This window comes from Kitasatospora sp. NPDC085895 (assembly GCF_040702125.1).
Taxonomy (GTDB): domain Bacteria; phylum Actinomycetota; class Actinomycetes; order Streptomycetales; family Streptomycetaceae; genus Kitasatospora; species Kitasatospora arboriphila.
In genome coordinates this window covers 1-16,973 of the sequence record NZ_JBFBJY010000013.1, presented here as the reverse complement: position 1 = coordinate 16,973, position 16,973 = coordinate 1, and the positions used below count along the sequence as shown (strand labels likewise).

Here is a 16,973-nt window from a genome sequence, read left to right as displayed (position 1 = left end):
CCGCGGGCGGGCACCCGGCACCGACCGCGGCGCCCGGCCGGTCGCGTCAGGGCGCGCGCGGGGCACCTACGTGGCTGTCCGAGCACCATCGGCGGGCGCGAAGCGGGCGAGCAGGTCTCCGGCGGTGAGCCGTTCGACCTCTTCGGGGGCGGCGTCGAAGGGGCCCGGGTAGAGGCGGTAGGCGGAGCCGGACAGCTTCTCCGGGGCGGGGACGTCGCCGTCCACCAGGGCGACGAACGCCCGGGTGCCGGCCAGGCGTTCGGTGGCGGTGGCCCGCTCGGCCGCGTCCGGGCCGGCGAGCTGCCGCAGACGGGCGGCGAAGGCGTCCACCGGCTCGTCCTCGTGGCGGCGCCAGCTGCGCAACCCCGCACCGTCCCGGCCGCGGACGAGCACCTCGTCGGCGCCTGCGGCGGCCTGCGCGACGGCGAGGTCCCACAGGGTGGCCCGGTTGCCCGGGGAGAAGTGGTCGAGGACGTCCTTGGAGAGCCGGCCGACCTCCTCGCTGTACCGGCGGACGCTGTGGAAGCCGCCGTCCGCCCCGGTGTTGAGGTCCGTCCAGGTGTAGCGGCGGTCCGCCAGGTCGACGATCATCGGGACGCAGACCTTGGCGTCGCCCATCAGGTCGAGCCGCTGCCGGACTGCCTTCGGGTCGTAGTGACCGGCACCGCGGTCGGCCGCGGAGAGCTGGATGAAGCCCGCGAAGGCGTCGGTGAGCTGCTCGAAGGCGACGTCGTTGTAGCTGAAGACGATCATCACCGCGTAGCGGCTGCCGGCGGCGGCGAGCCGGCCGAGGTCCAGGTCGACGAACTCGGTGGCGCCGTGCGGCGGCGGCGCGGAGACGAAGTCCCCGGAGTGGACGGCCGCCCGGTCGCCGTGCACCAGCTCGGTGTAGTCGCACAGCCCGGTGAACCGCCACTCGGCGTCGTACAGCGCGACCGAGAGGTCGAGGTCCACCCGCAGGTGCTCGGGCTGCATCCAGTGCAGGAACAGCCGCAGGCGCTCGCCCGCGGGCAGGCGCTGCCGGCTGCCGCGCGGGACGGCGACCAGGGTCTTGGCGGCGGCCCGCTCGGCGAACGGCACCACCAGGTCGGCGAGGCCCTCGTCGATCAGGGCCAGGTCGTAGCGCTCCCCCGCGCACCGCCGCAGCAGTTCGGCCTCGACGGCCGCCACGACGGGCCGGGCGAGTTCGGCCGGGACGACGGTGCCGTGGTCCTCCCGGGCGTGCGCCAGGGAGACGGTGCCGCGCGGGAAGTACAGCCGGCGCTCGCCCTGTTCGCGGTGGCCGCGCAGCCGGCCGTAGGCGCCGAGCAGCGGGCCGGGGGCGGCGCCGCGCAGGGCGTCGGTGACGGTGCGCAGCACGTCCGCGGGCAGTGGTTCGCCGGGGGCGGTGGCGGCCTGCACCCGGAGCAGGTGGTGCAGGCGGCGGGCGAGTTCGCCGGGCCGGGCGGCCAGGGTGCGGGCCGCGCCGGCGACGTCCCCGGCGGCGAGCCGGGACTCGGCCCGGCCGGCGAAGCCGGTGAAGCCGAGCCTGGTGCGGCCGCCGCTCTCCACCACCCGCAGCGGGTGCGGCGGTTCGGCGAACCCGGCGCCGACCGGGTGCTCCCGCAGGTCGGTCTCCCGCAGCAGCACGAAGGCCGCGGTGATCGTCGGGTAGCGGTCCCGGTACTCGTACGGGTGGAGGAGTTCGCCGGCCCGCAGCCAGGCGGAGCGGTGGCGGCGCAGGTCCTCGGCGAGCGAGGGCAGCGGCAGGCCGTCGAGGATCGCCAGCAGGCCGCGGCGCAGCGGGCGGGGCAGGTTGCGCAGCCGCAGCCGCCGGGCGGTGGCGGGCAGCAGGTCGGGCTCGGCGCCGGACCAGGACCAGAGCAGCCGCAGCACGTCGGTGGCGGTGTCGATCCGTTCGGCGAGCACCGGCAGGGCGTCGTCCGGGTCGCGGCGCAGCAGGGCGGTGAGGACGACGGCCTTGGTCTCGCGGACGGGGATCTGCGCGGGGAGGCGCATCGCCAGGTCGTCGGGGGCGAGGGCGAGCAGTGCGGCGAGGTCCTCGCGGTCCTGCGGGTCGAGCGGGGTGCGGCGGGCGAGCAGCCGGGACAGTTCGGCCAGTGCGACGTCGAGGGTCTCGCCCTCGGCGAGGCGCAGCGGGCGGAGCGTCTGCTCACCGCCGAACTCCTCGGCGGCCTTGCGGCCGGCCGGGTTGTCCTCGCCGAGCCAGGGTTCGTCGGCGAGCGGGGTGGCGCACAACGGGCAGCGGTCGCCGCGTCCTTGGGCCGTCAGGCCGTCGTGGCAGCCGGGGCAGAGCAGGTGGGCGCAGGGGGCGAGGGCGGCGATGCCCGCCTCGGCGCCCGTCCGGCCGCAGTGCGCGCAGGGCTGGCGCGGCTGGTTGAGCAGGAAGGCGCGGATGCTGCGCGAGTAGAGGACGTGCGCGTGGTCGGGCACCGCGTCCGGGAACCGGTGGAACAGGGTGAGGTGCCGGCGGTCGGCGCCGAGCCGGTGGTCGATCCGGGCGAGCAGTCCGCCTCCGACGGCGGCCAGCGCGGTGGGCGTGAGCCGGGCCAGGGAGGCGCGCAGGCCGGCGGTGAGCAGGTGGCCTCGCTGGGCGAGGTCGGCGTCCAGCGCGACCAGGCCGGCGGTGCTCCAGGGGTCCGCGGCGGGCAGCAGGCCCGCGGTCGGGACACAGACGGCTCCGCGGCGGCGGAGCAGGAACGAATCGAGGTCGACGTCGACGTCAGCCGAGGCGACTCGGGTCATACGGAGAATCCCCCGGGGGATGCGAAGGCGGGAGAGGAAGAAGGGGGGCGGAGAGGGGGCGCGCTGGTTCTTTTCGAGGAGGAAGGAGAAGGAAGCACGCCGCGGAGCCGCCCGCATCCGCGACCCTAGTGCAGCCCCGCCCGGGGCCGCCAGCGATTAAACCGCGGCCCTGCGGTGCGTCAGGAGACCACGTCCTTGCGGGCGAAGCCGCGGAAGGCGAGCGCGAGCAGGACGATCGCGTAGGACACGGAGAGCGAGACGCCCTGGATCATCCCGCCCCATTCGAGGTGGGGCTGGAGGGCGTCGGCCCAGGCGTACTGCCAGTGGGCGGGCAGCCACTCGCGGAGGTCGCCGAGGGCGGTGACGGCGTCCAGGACGCCGGTGATGATGGAGAGGAAGACGGCGCCGCCGACCGCGCCGAGCGGGGCGTCGGTGGCGGTGGAGAGCCAGAACGCCAGCGCCGCGATGACGAGTTCGGCGAGGATCACGTAGCAGACGGCGAGGCCGAGCCGGGGCAGGGCGGTGGCGGCGGGCAGGCTGGTGCCGGTGGGCAGCTTCAGGTCGCCCCAGCCGTAGGCGGCGGTGCCGACGGCGAGGCCGACCAGCGGCAGCAGCACGATCGCGGCGGCGGAGAAGGCCAGCCCGACGGTGAACTTGCGGGCCAGCAGCCGGGCCCGGGGCACCGGCGCGGCCAGCAGGTAGCGCAGCGAGGACCAGCCGGCCTCCGAGGCCACCGTGTCGCCGCAGAACAGCGCGACCGGGATGACCAGCAGGAAGCCGGTGCCCATGAAGAGCAGGGTGGCGGCGAAGTTCGGCCCGGAGGAGGTGGCGAGTTCGATGAAGGTGGTGCGGTCCGGCCGGTCGGGGGTGCCGCCGATCTGGAAGGCCGCGAGGATGACGAACGGCAGCGCGGCGAGCAGCCCGCCGATCACCAGGGTGCGGCGGCGCCGGAGTTGGCGCACCGCCTCGACGCGCAGCGGCAGGGTGCGGCGGGCCGAGTAGCCGGCCGCCGCCTGCTCCGCGGCAGGAGCGGGTGCGGTGCTGCTCATGCCGGGCCTCCGATCAGGGACAGGAAGGCGTCCTCCAGGCGGCGCTGCGGGCCGACGCCCGTCACGGGCACCTCCAGGCGGACGAGTTCGACGACCAGCCGTGCGGCGCTGCCGCCGTCGTCGAGGCGGACGAGCAGGCCGCCGTCGGCCGGCTCCGCCGAGACGACGCCGTCGAGCGCGGCGAGCTTGTCGGCGGCCGCGGCGAGCTCCTCGGAGCCGTACCCGGGCGCGGTGGAGACGAGCAGTTGCTCGCCGCCGCCGACGATCTCGCCGACGGCCCCGGCGGTGACCAGGCGGCCGCGGTCCATGACGACGAGGTGGGTGCAGCTCTGCTCGACCTCGGACAGCAGGTGGCTGGAGACGATGACGGTGCGGCCGCCGGCGGCGTACCGGATCATCACCTCGCGCATCTCGCGGATCTGCGGCGGGTCGAGGCCGTTGGTCGGCTCGTCGAGGATCAGCAGGTCGGGCATGCCGAGCATGGCCTGGGCGATGGCGAGGCGCTGTCGCATGCCCTGGGAGTAGGTGCGGACGGCGCGGTCGAGGGCCTCGCCGAGGTCGGCGATGGCGAGCGCCTCCTCCAGGTGGGCGTCCTCGGCGGGGCGGCCGGTGGCCTGCCAGTACAGCTCCAGGTTGGCGCGGCCGGTGAGGTGCGGCAGGAAGCCGGCGCCCTCGACGAAGGCGCCGACCCGCGACAGCACGGGCGCACCGGCCCGCACCGCGTGCCCGAAGATCCGGATCTCGCCCTCGTCGGGGCGGATCAGCCCCATCAGCATGCGCAGGGTGGTGGTCTTCCCGGCGCCGTTCGGGCCGAGCAGGCCGAGCACTTGGCCCTGTTCGGCGCGGAAGGACAGCTCGCGCACCGCGTACCGGTCGGCGGCGCCCTTGTAGCGCTTGCTGAGGCCGGTGATCTGCAGCGGGACACCGGCGAGCGCCGGGTCGGCGGGCAGCTGCGGGCGGCGCCGGCGGCGCAGCAGGAGCAGCCCGGCCGCGGCGGCGACGGCGAGCAGCGGCAGCACCCAGACCCGGGCGGGCAGCGGGGCGGCCTCGGTGTGCAGGCCGGCCACGGTCGGGAGGGCGAGCGGCCCGGCGGCGGAGACGGTGTAGGTGGCGGGCTGTGCCGGGGAGGCGTAGGCCAGGTCGGTGGAGGCGAGGACGAGCCGCAGCCGGTGCCCGGCCGGGAAGGAGTGGTCGACGGCGGGCAGCGCGATCTGCACGGTGCGGCCGCCGGGGGCGTCGGCGCCGGTGACCCGCAGCGGGGCGACGAGTTGCTGCGGCAGGGTCTGCTTGCCGTCCGGGCCGAGGTCGTAGAGCTTGGCGAAGAGCACCGCGTCGGGCCGGTCTGCGTGCACGGTGATCGAGGCGCGGGCCTGGCCGGTGAGGTCGAGCGCGGTCGTCAGCGGGTCGGAGTCGAACGCGGCGTACTGGCCGGGGAAGTCGAGGGCGAGGCCGCTGCCGAGGGCGGCGGCCTGGGAGAGCGCGCCGATGCCGGGGACGGTGGAGATGTTCGGCGGGGCGCCGCCGGGCGGGTTGGCGACGGTCTGCTCGCGGCCGGCGAGTTCGACGCTGCGGGTGGCGGTGCCGCCGAGGCCCGGGTACGCGTCGGCGTCGGCACCGCGCAGCACGGCCTGGAAGCCGGTGGAGTCGACGCCGCCGGTGCGGGTGACCCGGAAGGCGGGGCCGGTGCCGGTGGACTTGCCGGCCAGGTGGTGGTCGAACCAGGCGGTGACCCGGGCGTCGGTGCGTTCGCTGCCCTCGGTGCCGCCGTCGTGCCCGCCGGCGAACCAGTCGACGGCGACGGGCGCGCCGTTGGCGGCGACGGCCTTGGCGATCCGGTCGCCCTGGTCGAGCGGGAAGAGCGAGTCCTGCTGGCCCTGGACGACGAGGGTGGGCACCTTGATCCGGTCGGCGACCGAGGACGGGCTGGACCTCTCCAGCACCGCGACCGCCTCGGCGTCGGGGCGGCCGGCCGCGGCGACCCGGTCGTACATGGTGCACAGCTCGTCGAGGAAGCGGCCGCAGCCGACCGCGCCCTGCGGTCCGCCGGGCTGCCCGTCCTGCTGTCCGTCGCGGGGCGCGCCGGCGAGCCCGCCGGTGGCGGCGCCGGCCGAGCCGGTGGTGAAGAACAGGCCGGCCCAGAGCTTCTTGAAGACGCCGTCGGCGGCGGTCGAGCCCTGGGCGGCCTGCGGGAAGAGCGCGTCGGCGAGGTTCCACCAGGTGATGCCGGCGGCGACCGCGTCGATCCGCGGGTCGTAGGCGGCGCCGAGCAGGGCGGCCCCGCCGCCGTAGGAGGCGCCGGTGATGCCGACCCGCGGGTCGCCGGCCTTGTCGAGCTGCACCTCGGGCCGCTTCGCGAGCCAGTCGACGAGCCGGGTGACGTCCTGGATCTCGCGGTCCGGCGCGTCCAGGCCGATCCGGCCGCCGGAGTGGCCGAAGCCGCGGGCGGACCAGGTGAGGACGGCGTACCCGGCACGGGCGAGCTGCCGGGCCCGGTCGCGTTCGCCCTCCTTGGAGCCGCCGAAGCCGTGCGCGAGCAGGATCGCCGGGCGCGGCGAGGTGCCGGTGGTGAAGAACGAGGTGTCGATGCGGACGGTCGCGCTGCTGCCCGGTGTCTCGGGCATGGCGAGGAAGCGGTCCTCCTGGCGCACCTCGGGCCCGGAACCGCCGGCGGCGGTGCCGATCGCCCCCACGACGACCAGCACCGCCGCAACCACCCATGCCACCAGCGCACGCCGTCCCAGCCGGCGGAGGCGCCGGGCCCACCCGAACCCCATGGCCACCGACCCTAACCCCGTTCGGGGTAGGGAGCCCGTAAAGGGCGCGATCACGTCATCCGCGCCGGTCGTTCGGGTGCGGTGCGGTCGGGAGTCAGGCGGTCCTCACCGCCATGAGCAGGCCGGTCGACCAGGCGAGCCGGACGGTGCGGAAGTCCGGGCGGCCGGTCAGGTGGCCGACGAGCCGGTGGACGGCGGCGGTGTGCTCGGCGGGCCAAGCGGGCAGCGGCAGCAGGTCGTCGATCAGGTAGGTGCCGCCGGGGGCGACCAGGTCCAGGGCCCGTTCCAGGTGGGTGAACTTGCCCGGCCAGGTGTCGGCGAAGACCAGGTCGAAGGGCTCGCCGCGGTACGCCTCCAGCCAGGCCCCGCCGTCCGCGGCGACGAACGCGCAGCGCCCGTCCCCGCCGAGCTCGGCGCGGGCGAGGTCCTGCACGGCGCCGTCCAGCTCGACGCTGACCAGCCGGGCGTCGGCGTCCATGCCGCTGAGCAGCCAGGCCGTGCCCTCGCCGACGCCGGTGCCGAGTTCCAGGATCCGTCCGCCGGGCCGGGCGGCGGCGAGGACGGCGAGCAGGGCGCCCGTCCGCTCCTCGCAGGAGAGCGTGAAGCCGTGGGCGGCCCCGGCGGCCCGCAACGCGGCGACGGCGGGCGGCAGTCGGGTGAGTGTGTCGTCCATCGGGCCAGTCTGCCGCGGGGGTTCGGGTCGGTGCAGTTCCTTGTGCGGGTTCAGCGTTCGTCCCCCGCAGTGCGGGGTCCGGTTCGTGCTGCTCGTGCAGGAGCGGGTACCAGCAGCCCTCCGCCGCCTCCGGGTCCAGGGCGTGCAGCCGGCGGTCCGTCTGTGCGGCCGCGTAGCGGCGGTTGACCCGGCGGACGGTACGGCCGGGGTCGCAGAGCGGGCGCAGCACGGCGAAGGAGACCGGCAGCGGGTCGGCGGCGTGCGCGGTGTCGCCGTCGGGGTCCTCCAGCAGGACCTCGCCGCCGGAGCCGTCCAGCAGCAGGTCGCCGCCGAGCCACCCGCCGATCCGGTACGGGTGCCGCGGGCGGCCGTCCCCGGCGGTCTCCGCGTCCCACTCCTCCAGGCCCTCCGCCGGGAGCCCTGCGGTCCAGAGCGTGCCGCGGCCGGAGTCCGTCCGGGAGTCCGCGGCGGTCGGGGCCGCCGGTGCGGCGGGCGTCCGGACGGCGGGCCGGGAGGGCGCCCGCGGTGGGGAAGGACTCCGGGGTCGTCCCGGCGAGCTGCCGGGTTCGTCCGGCGCGTCCGCTCAGAGCAGGCCGTCCCACATCTGCTCGACGACGACGGCCCACCAGTTCTCCGGGTCCTGGAAGACGGTGGGGTCGAGCGCCGCCAGCTGCTGCTGGAAACCGTCGGTGGCATCGGCGGCGGCGTGCGGGTCGAGGCCGCGACGGGCCGGGCGGTGGGCCGCGAGGAGGGCGAGGCAGCGCACGTACGCCGAGAGGTCGCGGTTGACGTAGCGGCCCGTCCCGTTGTCGGGGTCGACCGCCCAGATGCGGCCCACGCCCTCGCCGGTGCCGGTCCCGCCGTCGCCGCACTGCACGGCGACGAGGGCGTGCCCGTCGGTGCCGATCAGCACGTACTCGGCGAGCACCGCACGGGCGGCGTCCGGGACGCGGCTGCCGCGGCCGGACGCGTCGAGGTGGGCGGCGACGTCGGGCAGGCCCGGCAGCAGCGTGAAGAAGCCCTCGACCCGGGCCGGCAGGCCGGCCCAGACCAGGCTGGCGCGGGCGGCCTCCGGGAGCGCGGTGGCAGCGGTGTCGTCCGCGTCGAAGCGGTGCACGCCTTCGGCACCGAACTGCTCGGCGAGGCGGCGGCCGAGGGCGGCGTCCCGCTCCGGCCCGGCGGCCTCGGCCCCCCGCGGGAACGGCGCCCGGTTGGGGTGCGGCGGCAGCGGCCGCCCGGCCTCGCGGAAGAGCTGCTCGGTGGCGCCCGTCAGGGCACGGACCGCGGCGGCGCGGCGGTTGAACCGCGGACCGTAGTCGTGGCCGTAGGAGAAGGCCGCGACCGGCAGTTCGGCGAGCAGGGCGGCGGCGCAGTAGCCGCCCGGCAGCTCGCAGGGCCGCAGGTCGGAGTGGACGGCGAGGACGTCCTCGGGCCGCACGCCCTGCTGCTGCAGGGTGCGCCAGGCCTCCAGTTCGGGGTGCGCGCCGCCCGGGGAGGACATCCGGAACAGCGTCTGCTCCTTGCCGTCCGCGTCCCGGTAGGTGAGCACGGCGGTGGCCCCGGGACCGGTCGCGAGCGGCCGGTCGGGGTCGTAGCTGCCGGCGCCGAGGCTGTCGCGGTAGAGCTGGACGACCTCCTCGACCGGCACCGACGGCCAGGTGGTGAGCCTGCCGGTCTCCCGGTCGACCACGGCACTGGCGGAGCCGATGTCGGCGGGCGCCCGCCGCTCGCCCTCGGACGCACCGGCCCAGGCCTCCTCGGCCTCCGCCCAGACCACCCAGCCCAGGTCGAACTCGTGGACGCCGACGGTGCGCCACTGCTCCTCGGGCCGGTCGCCGTTGATCCACTGGTGGGCCGCCTCGACGGCCTGCGCGCGGGTCGTCACGCGGTCGTTCTCCTTCAGGACCTGGGCCCGGGGGCCCGGTGGTTGGGGGTACGCACTGCTGCCGCGGCCCGGCTCACACCGGGGCGGACGGGGTGAGCCGCAGGGCGCTCAGCCCGGCGGCGTCGGCGAGCAGCAGCACACCGTCCGGGGTGACGTCGGCACCGCCGAGCGGGCCCGCGGAGAGGAAGACCCCGACCGGGTCGCCCTCCTCCCGCGGCCACAGCCGCACGTAGTCGCCGCCGATGCCGAGCCGCACCGGACAGGCAGCCCGCTGCTCCTCGGTCAGCGGCGTCAGCTGCTCGGCGGGGACACCGACCGGCTCGCCGGTCGGCACCGCGTGGACGGCGAGTCCGGGCTCCGCGCCGGCGACGCGGGCCGCCACGACGGTCGTGCCGTCGGGTGCGGTCGCCGCGGTCAGCGCGGTGACGCCCGGCAGCGGGCGGGCCCACAGCGTCCGCCAGGGCAGGCCGGGCCCGAGGTCGGGGGCGGGCAGGCCGTCCTGGCGGCAGGCGTGCTCCAGCAGCGCGGCGCGCAGCAGCGGACCGGCCTCGGTGCGGGTGAACAGCGGTGCCAGCCGCAGCCAGGTGCGGGCGAGTGGCGGCAGCTCGGTACCGGCGGCCGCCAAGTGCTCGACGGCGGCCCGCAGCCGGACCTGCCCGGCGTGCACCAGGAAGCCCGGGTCGGCGAGCAGTTCGGGCAGCGTCCCGGCCTCCAGGGCGTGCCCGGTGAGGTGCTCGCGCACGTACGGCGCGGCGTGCTCCCACCTGCCGGGGCCGGCCGGCAGGCCGTTGGCCAGGACGGCGGCGATCCGGCGCTGCGCCTCGCGGACGGTCGAGCCGAAGCGTTCGCGGAGCTCGGCGCCGATCTCCGGATGCACCAGGCGCACCGCGGGGTCGTCGCGCTCCCCGACCAGTTCGAAGAACGGCAGCAGCAGGGCCTGACTGTCGGCGAAGGCCTTGGACAGGTCGCGGCCGGCGACCGCGGAGGCGAGCGGCGCCCAGAGCAGGAACGGCACGGCCGCGCCGTCCCCGGCCAGGGCGAGCGGGGCGAGCAGCCGGCGCAGCGTCAGCTCGTCGGCGCCGCAGCGCCCGGCGTGCTGGTCGAGGACGTCACCGATGCCGGCCGGGAGCTCCACCGGGCCGTCGTCCGGGGCGGCGCGCAGCGACCAGGCGGCGAGCCGCACCACCAGCGGGCCGGCGGCCCGGGCGGCCAGGTCAGCGGCGAGGGCGGGCCGGTCCAGCATGTACTCGGCCTGCCGGACCAGTGCCTGCGGGTCCGCCCAGGGTGCCTCGTCCAGGTCGATCACCTGCAGCTGCCCGGCGGGGATCCGCTCGGCGAGCCAGGCGGCCTGTTCCTTCGGCACGTCGGCGAGCATCCGCACCCACGGCGAGAGCGCCAGCGGCAGCAGGACCTCGGCGGCGACCCGCCCGGGTTCGCGCAGGGCGCGCAGCGGCCCGGCCCGGTCGACGTCCGGGACGACGAGAGCCGTGGCGGTGGTGCGCTCCTCGGCGAGCCGGTGGAGCAGGTCCTCGGTGCGGTCGACGTCGAGGCCGAGGACGTCGGCGGCCGTCCACAGCAGCTGGGCCGCGGTGAGTCCGTCCGGGTCGCAGACCGCCGGCGGCGGCAGTTCGGCTGCGGGCACGGTGGCCGGGTCGAGCGCGCCGAGGTCGATCCGCTCGCGGGACACGGGGTCGCACAGCATCAGGAAGCCGGTGAGCAGCCGGGACCGGCCGGAGCCCGGACGGCCGGTCAGCAGCACCACCCGCGGGGCCGACGGCCCGGCGGCGTGCCAGGCCGCGAGTGCGCGCAGCGCCTCGCCGCGTCCGCCCACGTGGGGGTGCGGCTGGTGGGTCGTCGGATCGTTCACCTGGTCGTCTCCGGGCTCGTGCCGTACCGGGGCGGGGTCACTCGAAGTCCTCGCGGTCCTGGAAGACCTCCTGCCAGAACGTGGAGGAGGCCGTCACCGGGTCGAGCTCCTCGGCCCACACCCGCAGCGCCCGCTCGGCGTCGGCCAGTTCGGCCGCGGTGGCGCCGTAGTAGAACGACGCGTACAGCCGCAACAGGGCGGCGAACTGTTCGACGGAGGAGGCGACCGGGCCGCTGTCGTAGTCGCCCTCGTACCGGTCGGGGTCGTACAGGCCGACCCGGCCGGTGGCACCGTCCACGACGATCAGCCGCTCCAGGTCCTTGGCGATCAGGTAGCAGAACTCGCCGCGGTCGTCGCCGTCCTCGTCGGTGTCCCGGAAGTCCTCGGTGCGAAGTTCGCCGAGGCCCTCCTGCGCGAGCACCTCGCCGCTGAGGTCCAGCAGCGGGATCCGGCCGGCGGGCAGGCCGACCTCGGTCAGGAAGCGGCGGGTCGGGCCGTGCTCCAGGCCCTCGGGGAGTTCGGCCGGGTCGGCGGACCACAGGCGGTCGGCTCCGAACCGGTCGGCCAGCCAGCCGCGGGTCACCGTCCGGGCTGCGCCGGGCAGCTCCGCCGGGGCGACCCGGGTCGTCACGTCGTCCTCGGCGGGCATCGGCCAGACCGGGGTCGCCGCGTCGTCGAGCACGGCCGCGGCCTCGTCGATCTCGACGGCGTAGTACCCCCAGCCGCCGCCGAGCACCGCGAGCGCGCCCGTCCGGACGGCGTGGGCGACCTGCTCGTGGCAGACCGGGAGCGCCTTCGCCGCGCCCTCCCAGCCGTCCGGCCCGTTGGTCGCCCCCTCGCCCCGCCGCGGCAGGTCCGCGGGCAGCAGCGGGACGTAGTCCTCGGGGAACTCGTCGTGCGCGTACGGCCGGTAGAGCTTCGGCCCGGCGACCGGCTCGCCGGTGCGCAGGTCCACCGCGTACTCGTAGAAGCCCTCCTCGTCGTCGGGCTCCATCCGCTCCATCCGCGCCAGTACGAACGCCTCGTGGGCGAGGACCAGCTGCTGCCCGTCGCGCTCCACCAGCTGCAGTCCGGTCACCCGGCCGCCGGGGGCCGAACAGGCGGCACGGGCGCCCGGCGGGACCCAGCGCGACCAGACCGTGCGCCAGGGCAGCCGCGGCGCGGCCGCCACCAGGGCAGCGGCGTCCTCGGACCTGCCGTGGCTGACGAGCAGCAGGTGCAGCCAGGCGAGCCACTCCGCGCCCTGGTCGGCGCCCGGCCGCACGCCCAGCCGGTCGAGGTGGTGGATGTCCTCCGCAAGGGTCCCGGCGGGCACCCCGTCGGGCCAGCACTCGGCGATCGCCGCCAGCAGCTCCGCCCGGCCGACCCGTGCCAGGAACTGCGGCTGCTCGATCAGCACGGGCAGCTCGCGCACGTCGAAGCCACCGGCGGGGCCGGGGGTCTGGTCAGGGCCGGGGGTCATGGCGCCTCCACGGGTGGGACTGGTCGGCGGTGGTCACTGCGTCGATGTCACTGCGGTCGATTGTCACTGCTGCTGCGGGACGTGCTGGTTCGGGGTCCGGTCCCGGTTCAGCTCGCCGCTGACGGCCATGTCGTACCACAGGTCGCCGAGGCGGTTGAGGTGGTCCTGCATGTCCTGCTCCATCTTGGCGGCCGCCGTCTCCCGTTCGGCGTCGGTGTCGTGGCCGTCCGCCATGTCGCCCTTGCGGTAGCCGACGCCGTAGCCGACCTCCGTGTCGGGCAGCGACTCGGTCAGGTAGCGCGAGCAGTGCCCGTGGCCCGCGCCCTGGCCGCAGGGCTCACGCTCCGTCCAGAGGCTGGCCACCGTGTAGTCGCCCGCCTCCGCACGCTGGTTGAGCCGTTCGATCCAGCGGCCCAGGTGCGGCTCGGAGTGCTCCGGCTGCATGCCGGCCTTGCCCGGCGGCAGCGAGCTGTCCACGACGTACCGGACCTTGCCGTCGCCGTCGACCACCTCGATCGCGGCGTAGTTCTTTCCGGTGAAGTCGGGCCGGTGGTCGCCCTTGACGTGCGCGATGGTCTCCCGGCGGATCGCGAGCTCCACCTGGCGGTCGGTCAGGTGCGCCTTGTCCGGGTGCAGCTCCCGGTACCGCTCGACCATGTGCTCGCGGACCAACCGGGCCGGGCTCGGCCCCTGGGGCGTCTCCCCCTCCTTCAGCGGGCGGTGCTCGTTGCCCCGGGGTCCCTGCCAGAAGTCGTGGTTCTGGTGGGTGGCCACACCGCGGGACTGGTCGTCCTCGTGGTGCTTGTCGTTCTGCTGCTTCTCGGCCTCTGTCTCCGACATGTCCGACCGGTCGTGGTCGTCGCGGTAGTGGTACGGGTCGGAGGCGTGCTCAGGGCTCGAACCGACCGCGTACTGCTGGTGGTACGACAGGCTCAGCCGGCCGAGGCCCGCCACCACGGCGCCCTGCTCGCTCTGGTGCAGGTCCTTGAAGCCGGGCAGCCTGCGCTCCAACTCATCCTTGTCAAAGGCGAGCTGGAAGTCCGCGTTCGGGTCGTCCTTGGTGTCCTTGTTGTGCCGCGCCTGGTCGGCGGTGTCCTGCAGGAGGTCGCCGAGCGACTTGTCGTTGAACCGGTCCCGCAGGAAGTCGTGGGCGATGTCCAGGTCCGACTGCCGCACCTTGGCGTTCTCGCGCCCGCGGAACGTCTGCTGCTCGTCGTCGCCGAGCATGTTGTAGTGCGTGTGGTCCTTGGGCTGGGCGTCGTGGTACGGCGTCGAGCCCTGGCGGTCGTCCGGCGTGCCGGCGTCCGGGGTGCCGGCGTCCGCCATCGTCTCGTCGTGCGGCGTGGTGCCGTCGTGCGAGGTACCGGCCCCCGGCGTGTGGCCGTGCCCGGAGTCCACCTCCATGTTGTCGGGGCTCGGCTTCTGCTTCTTCTTGGGCGGCCCGGCCTCGGCGTCCGACTCCGTCCCGTCGGCGTCGTGCTTGGTCTTGCCGGCCGGGTCCGCAGGGCGGCGGTCCGCGGAGTCGCCGTCCCGATCGGGGTCACCGGCCCTGTCGGCGCGGTCCGGGCGGTCCGAGTGGTCGGAACGGGTCGTGGAGTTGCCGTCCCGGCCCGGACCGGTGGAGCCGGCGTGGGAGTCGGGGCCGGCGTGGGAGCCGTCGTCGGAGGGACGGTGATCGGACGTGATCGGGCGGCGGTCGGCGTCGAGCGGGATCGCGAAGACGCCGTGGTCGCCGTTGTGGATCGGCTTGTCGCTGCGCGCGCCGGTCTGGTTGTCGAGGTAGACGATCTTGCCGTTGTGGTTGACCACGTTCCAGGCGTGGGCACGGCCGTGCGCGTCCTGGGTGACGATGACCGCCTGCGAACCGTGGCCCGACTGGCGGAGGGTGTCCTCCAGCCGGTGGAACGCCTGGTCGCCGTTGCCCAGGTCCCGGAACGGCGCACCGAGTTGGCGCTCGGCGCGGTCCCGGCCGCCCCGCTCGCCGTCCGGGCTGCCGTCGTCCGTGCGGGCCGCGGCGGCGCTCGGGTTGCCGCTGTAGGTGTCGGCGCTGGACAGCGCCACGTCCAGGCAGTTGTTGTCGCGGCCGGGCTCGCGGTGCCCGTCCCCGTTGACCGCCCCCGGCCAGTCCCCGTACGGGTCCGGGTGGCGCTGCGGGGTGCCGTCCGGGTTGCGCGGGATGCGCCGCTCCAGCTCCTGCTGGTGGTGCTCCTCCACCCGGGCCAGGCCACCGGGCGTGTCGTACGGGCGGCTGTCGGAGAGCGGGCGCTCGTGCGGGGGCGTGTCGGCGTCGGGGCGACCGTCCTGGTCGGTGTGGGAGTCCCCGCCCTCGGGCCGGTCGTGGTCCTGCCGCTCGTCGGCCTTGCCGTGGTCTTCCGACTTGCCGTGGTCCTCCGGGCGGGTGTCCGAGCCGTGGTCGGGGCGGGCGGTGTCCGGCGTTCGTGCCGGGCCGTCGTCGCCCGGACGATCGGCGGCCGGACGATCGGCGGCCGGGCGCGGCGCGGCACCGGTCGGACGGTCGGTGGAGGGCCGCTGGTCGGCGGTACGCGGGTCCGCGCTGCGCGGGTCGGCCGTCCGGGGGTCCGGACGCGAGGGCCGGTCGGCGTCGGGGCGCGGAATGGCGGCCGGCCGGTCCGTACCGGGGCGCTCCGTTCCGGGCCGGCGGCCGAGGCCGGTCGGACGGTCACCGTGATCCGGGCGGCCGGTGGACTGGCCGGGCACGGTGGTCGGACGGTTGGTCGACGGCCCGTCACCACCATGACCCGGGTGGGGCACGGGACCGCCCTGGCGCGGCGGGGTGCCGCCGGACGGCGAGCCCGAGCCGGGCACGCCGGCCCCCGGCACGGGCCCGGTCGCGATCGGACCGGTGGCCGTGGGAGTGCCCGCGTTCTGGCCGGACGGGCCGGGCTGACCGGAGGTCGCGTCCGGACCGGCGGTCGGGGTGTGGGTCGGCGGGGCGTCGGCGACCGCCGTGGAGGCGGTCTCCACCGTGGCGCGGTGCGGCCCGTCCGAGGAGGAGGGGGTCGGGCGCGAGTGGTCCGGACCCGCGGACGGCACGCCACCCGACGGGATGCCCGCCGACGGCACGTGCGGCACACCGCCGGCCGAGGGCACTCCCCTGCCCTCGCCCGTGCCGTGCGAACCGGACGTCGGATCGGGGGCCGGCGTGTTACCGGGCGTGCGATGGTCGGGCGCGGAGTCCGGCGCCGGGCCGGAGCGGTCCTGCTGGGACGGGATGTCGCCGCCCGGCCGGGACGGGCCGCCGTCAGAGGCGTGCGCGGGCGCCGGAGTGGCGTCCCCGCCGCGCACCGGGCCGTACGAGGGCGTGCCGTGGTCGCCCCCGCCGCGCGAGGGCGTGGACGCGCCGTCGTCACCGCGCACCGGCCCGTACGCGGGACGGGAGTCACCGGAGTGCGCGGGAGCCGGAGCGGAGTCGGGGGTCGGGTGGGCCGAGGCCGGCCCCGGACGGGAGTCCGGCGTGCCGTGCGACGACTGCCCTTCCCCGGTGTGCTGCGGTCCGCCGTGGGACGGTGCCGGAGCGGGGGCGGCGTCGGGGGTGGGATGCCCCGGAACGGGCCCGGGCCGGGAGGTGTCCGCACCGGACCGGTCCGCATGGCCGTCACCGGCACGCGCCAGCCCGTCCGAGGACTCGTGATGACTCGGCGCAGGCCCGTCCGAGGCCGGCGTCGACCGCCCGTCCGTACCCGTGTGCGCCGGAGGCGTGTCCGCACCGTCGTGCCGCGCGGGAACAGGCCCGTCCGAGGCCGGCGTCGACCGCCCGTCCGTACCCGTGTGCGTGGGAGAGCCGGTGTCGGGGCCGGAGGAGGGGGTGTGCGAGCCGGACGGCGGGGTGCCGTCACTGCCGGACGGGGTGTGATGGGCTGCCGGAGCGGGCGCCGGGTCGGAGCTCAGCCGGGTGCCGAACGGGTCGAGCGGTGTCGAACTCCGGTTGTCACGGCCGTCGTTGCCGTGCTGGGTCGAGGACCCGCCGTCACTGCTGCTGTTGTGGGACCCGGAGTCGTCGCTCGTCCCGGACGGAGCGCCCGAGGAGGTGTGGTCGGTGCCGGTGCTCGCGTCCACGCCGCTCGGCCGCCCACTCCCGGACGAACCGCTCCCCGACGACCCACCACTGGACGAGCCGCTGCCGGTCGGGCTCGAAGACCCGGACGAGCCGGAGGAGTTCGAGCCGCCGGACGATCCGCTGTCGCCCGAGGAACCGGAGGAGCCGCCGGATTCAGGTGAGTGGGACGACCCAGAACTGCCTGATGAACCCGAGGAGTTGGAGGAGTTCGACGACCCGGAGTCCCCGCCGTTCCCGCTCTCGCTGCCGCCGCTCTCGTGGCTGCTGCCGCCCTCACCGTGGCTGCTGCCGTGCCCGGCCGCGTTGTCCAGGTGGTGTCGGGCGGCGCCACCGGCCCGCGAACCCAGCCCGTCGCGCAGCGACTCCCCGAACGTCTGCTTCCAGTTCTCCGCGGAGGACTTGCCCTCCTCCCAGCCCTTCTTCACCGTCCGGCCGACGTC

At 76.2% G+C, this 16,973-nt stretch carries 8 protein-coding genes and 1 pseudogene; 1 reads left to right on the top strand and 8 read right to left on the bottom strand.

The genetic code is table 11. The features are described from left to right. Positions 1–66 precede the first annotated feature (66 nt). From AB0442_RS11000 to AB0442_RS10965, 8 genes are all read right to left on the bottom strand, one after another. Entirely contained in the window at positions 67–2,745 is a 2,679-nt protein-coding gene (locus AB0442_RS11000; RefSeq protein WP_366162148.1) for an MXAN_6230/SCO0854 family RING domain-containing protein, read from the bottom strand. A 179-nt stretch (positions 2,746–2,924) separates the two neighbouring features. Then, on the bottom strand, positions 2,925–3,794 hold the full coding sequence (locus AB0442_RS10995; RefSeq protein ID WP_344628112.1) for an ABC transporter permease: 870 nt from the start codon (positions 3,792–3,794) through the stop codon (positions 2,925–2,927). Beyond that, on the bottom strand, positions 3,791–6,568 hold the full coding sequence (locus AB0442_RS10990) for an alpha/beta fold hydrolase (protein WP_366162147.1): 2,778 nt from the start codon (positions 6,566–6,568) through the stop codon (positions 3,791–3,793). The genes AB0442_RS10995 and AB0442_RS10990 overlap by 4 nt, the downstream gene beginning before the upstream one ends. 94 nt (positions 6,569–6,662) lie before the next feature. Beyond that, on the bottom strand, positions 6,663–7,241 hold the full coding sequence (locus AB0442_RS10985; protein ID WP_366162145.1) for a class I SAM-dependent methyltransferase: 579 nt from the start codon (positions 7,239–7,241) through the stop codon (positions 6,663–6,665). A gap of 583 nt (positions 7,242–7,824) precedes the next feature. After that, on the bottom strand, positions 7,825–9,126 hold the full coding sequence (locus AB0442_RS10980; protein WP_366162143.1) for an SUKH-4 family immunity protein: 1,302 nt from the start codon (positions 9,124–9,126) through the stop codon (positions 7,825–7,827). A 73-nt stretch (positions 9,127–9,199) separates the two neighbouring features. Then, a complete protein-coding gene (locus AB0442_RS10975) occupies positions 9,200–10,993 on the bottom strand; it encodes an ATP-binding protein (RefSeq protein ID WP_366162141.1) in 1,794 nt (597 codons plus the stop codon). Between the two features lie 37 nt (positions 10,994–11,030). After that, positions 11,031–12,455, bottom strand: a complete 1,425-nt coding sequence (locus AB0442_RS10970) for an SUKH-4 family immunity protein (RefSeq protein WP_366162139.1) — start codon at positions 12,453–12,455, stop codon at positions 11,031–11,033. Positions 12,456–12,518: 63 nt separating this feature from the next. Further along, complete coding sequence (locus tag AB0442_RS10965; RefSeq protein ID WP_366162137.1) at positions 12,519–15,440, bottom strand: toxin glutamine deamidase domain-containing protein; 2,922 nt, start codon at positions 15,438–15,440, stop codon at positions 12,519–12,521. Positions 15,441–16,368: 928 nt separating this feature from the next. Here AB0442_RS10965 and AB0442_RS10960 point away from each other — a divergent pair. Then, positions 16,369–16,973, top strand: a pseudogene (locus AB0442_RS10960) (hypothetical protein); the annotation flags it as partial.

Excerpts from the sequence above, each read along its gene's own strand:
- AB0442_RS10970 (WP_366162139.1), bottom strand. The coding sequence starts at position 12,455 with ATGACCCCCGGCCCTGACCAGACCCCCGGCCCCGCCGGTGGCTTCGAC.
- AB0442_RS10985 (WP_366162145.1), bottom strand. The coding sequence starts at position 7,241 with ATGGACGACACACTCACCCGACTGCCGCCCGCCGTCGCCGCGTTGCGG.
- AB0442_RS10995 (WP_344628112.1), bottom strand. The coding sequence starts at position 3,794 with ATGAGCAGCACCGCACCCGCTCCTGCCGCGGAGCAGGCGGCGGCCGGC.
- AB0442_RS11000 (WP_366162148.1), bottom strand. The coding sequence starts at position 2,745 with ATGACCCGAGTCGCCTCGGCTGACGTCGACGTCGACCTCGATTCGTTC.
- AB0442_RS10990 (WP_366162147.1), bottom strand. The coding sequence starts at position 6,568 with ATGGGGTTCGGGTGGGCCCGGCGCCTCCGCCGGCTGGGACGGCGTGCG.